The following is a 1,684-nucleotide window of genomic DNA, read 5'->3' as shown; positions in this document are numbered from 1 at the left end:
ATTGACAGGGGCCGGCCGCTCCCTCATATCGGACCGATGGTCAGAAACCTGTCCCGACGTCGCCCGTACCAGGCCGCTCCGGCGCGCCCGCGATGACGCTCGGCCGATGACCGAACGCCCGCGACCGCGCCAGAAGCGCGGTTTTTTTATGCCTGAAGCCCATCCATTGACGTGCCTGCCCAGCGATCGGGGGTCCTGATGAGCCAGAACCTGAAAACCATCTTCATCGACGGAGAGGCCGGCACCACCGGGCTCGGTATCCGCGAGCGTCTGGCTGCGGTGCCGGAGGTTGCGGTCAGGAGCATCGACCCCGGCAAGCGCAAGGACCCGGCCGCGCGCAAGGACATGATGGCGAGCGTCGATCTCGTCGTGCTCTGCCTGCCCGATGACGCCGCCAAGGAATCGGTCGCGCTCGCCGACGACCTCGGTGCGGATGCGCCCAAGATCGTCGATGCCGCCACCGCGCACCGCGTCGCGCCCGGCTGGGTCTACGGCTTCGCCGAGCTGGAGCCGGGACATGCCGAGAAGATTGCCAAGGCGGATCGCGTCGCCAATCCCGGCTGCTATCCGACCGGCGCCATCGCATTGCTGCGCCCGCTCGTCGACGCCGGGCTCATCGCTCACGACCACCCCGTTACCGTCAATGCGGTCTCCGGCTATTCCGGCGGCGGCAAGTCGATGATCGAGGAGTTCGAGACGGGTGTCGCACCGGCATTCGAGCTGTATGGCCTCGGCCTGCGCCACAAGCACCTGCCGGAGCTGCAGGCCTATGCCCGGTTGACCCGCCGGCCGATCTTCGTGCCTTCGGTCGGCAACTTCCGGCAGGGAATGCTGGTCTCCGTGCCACTGCATCTCGATACGCTGCCGGGCCGGCCGAGCGTCGCCGATCTCCACCACGCTCTGGCGGAGCGCTATGCCCGCTCGACCTATGTCAGCGTGCTCTCCCAGGAGGGCATGGGCGGCAAGATCGAGCCCGAGGCGCTGAACGACACCAACAAGCTCGAGCTGCGTGTCTTCGGGCAGGATGATCTCGGCCAGGCCGTGCTCGTCGCCCGGCTCGACAATCTGGGTAAGGGCGCCTCCGGCGCGGCTGTCCAGAACATCCGCCTCATGCTCGGCCTGCCGGAGGGCTGAAGCCGTTCCGCGGTCCCGGGCAGATGAATGCCTGTCCGCACCTGCAGCGAAAGCGCACGACACCTCCCCCAATTGGGGGAGGTGTTTTGCTGTGGCCCGGCTAGAGTGGCGGCTCTGAGGGGAAGTCGTGCAAAGCAGCGAGTTCGAGAACACACTGATCGACGGCATCTACGAAGCCGCGATCGTGCCGGAAGGCTGGTCACGCGTATTGCGGGACACGGCCGTCATCGCTGGCTGCAGCGAAGCCCTCCTGGGCACGGTTCTCGACAACGAGGCTCGCCTGATCGCCTCGTCGCCTGAATTCGGCGAGGCCTATGAGGATGTGCTCCGGCGCATCCCGTTCGGCGTCAACGAACGGGCTCAGCGCCTGCTCGCCCACGGACGCCACGGCTTCATCACCGACGAGGATGTTTTCAGCCGCGATGAAATCGCGCGGGAGCCCATCTATCAGGACATGCTGATCCCCGCTGGTTACGGATCGGGCGTCGCGACGGCGATCGCGGCGCCGACCGGCGACATGACGATCGTTCATTGCGAGCGCTCGTTTTCG

Annotated in this window: 1 protein-coding gene and 1 pseudogene; both read left to right on the top strand. The window is 66.6% G+C overall.

Features of this window, described 5'->3' with window-relative positions:
• The first annotated feature begins 198 nt into the window (after positions 1-198).
• Positions 199-1,134, top strand: coding sequence for an N-acetyl-gamma-glutamyl-phosphate reductase (argC, locus tag ACIPIA_RS15705; protein WP_400510909.1), 936 nt, complete (start codon positions 199-201; stop codon positions 1,132-1,134).
• Positions 1,135-1,261: 127 nt separating this feature from the next.
• Positions 1,262-1,684 (top strand): annotated as a pseudogene (locus ACIPIA_RS15700) (helix-turn-helix transcriptional regulator); the annotation flags it as partial.

The sequence above is a fragment of the Allobosea sp. CER48 genome (assembly GCF_044752385.1).
Classification (GTDB): Bacteria; Pseudomonadota; Alphaproteobacteria; order Rhizobiales; family Beijerinckiaceae; genus Allobosea.
This window is presented reverse-complemented; position numbering and strand designations above follow the sequence as displayed.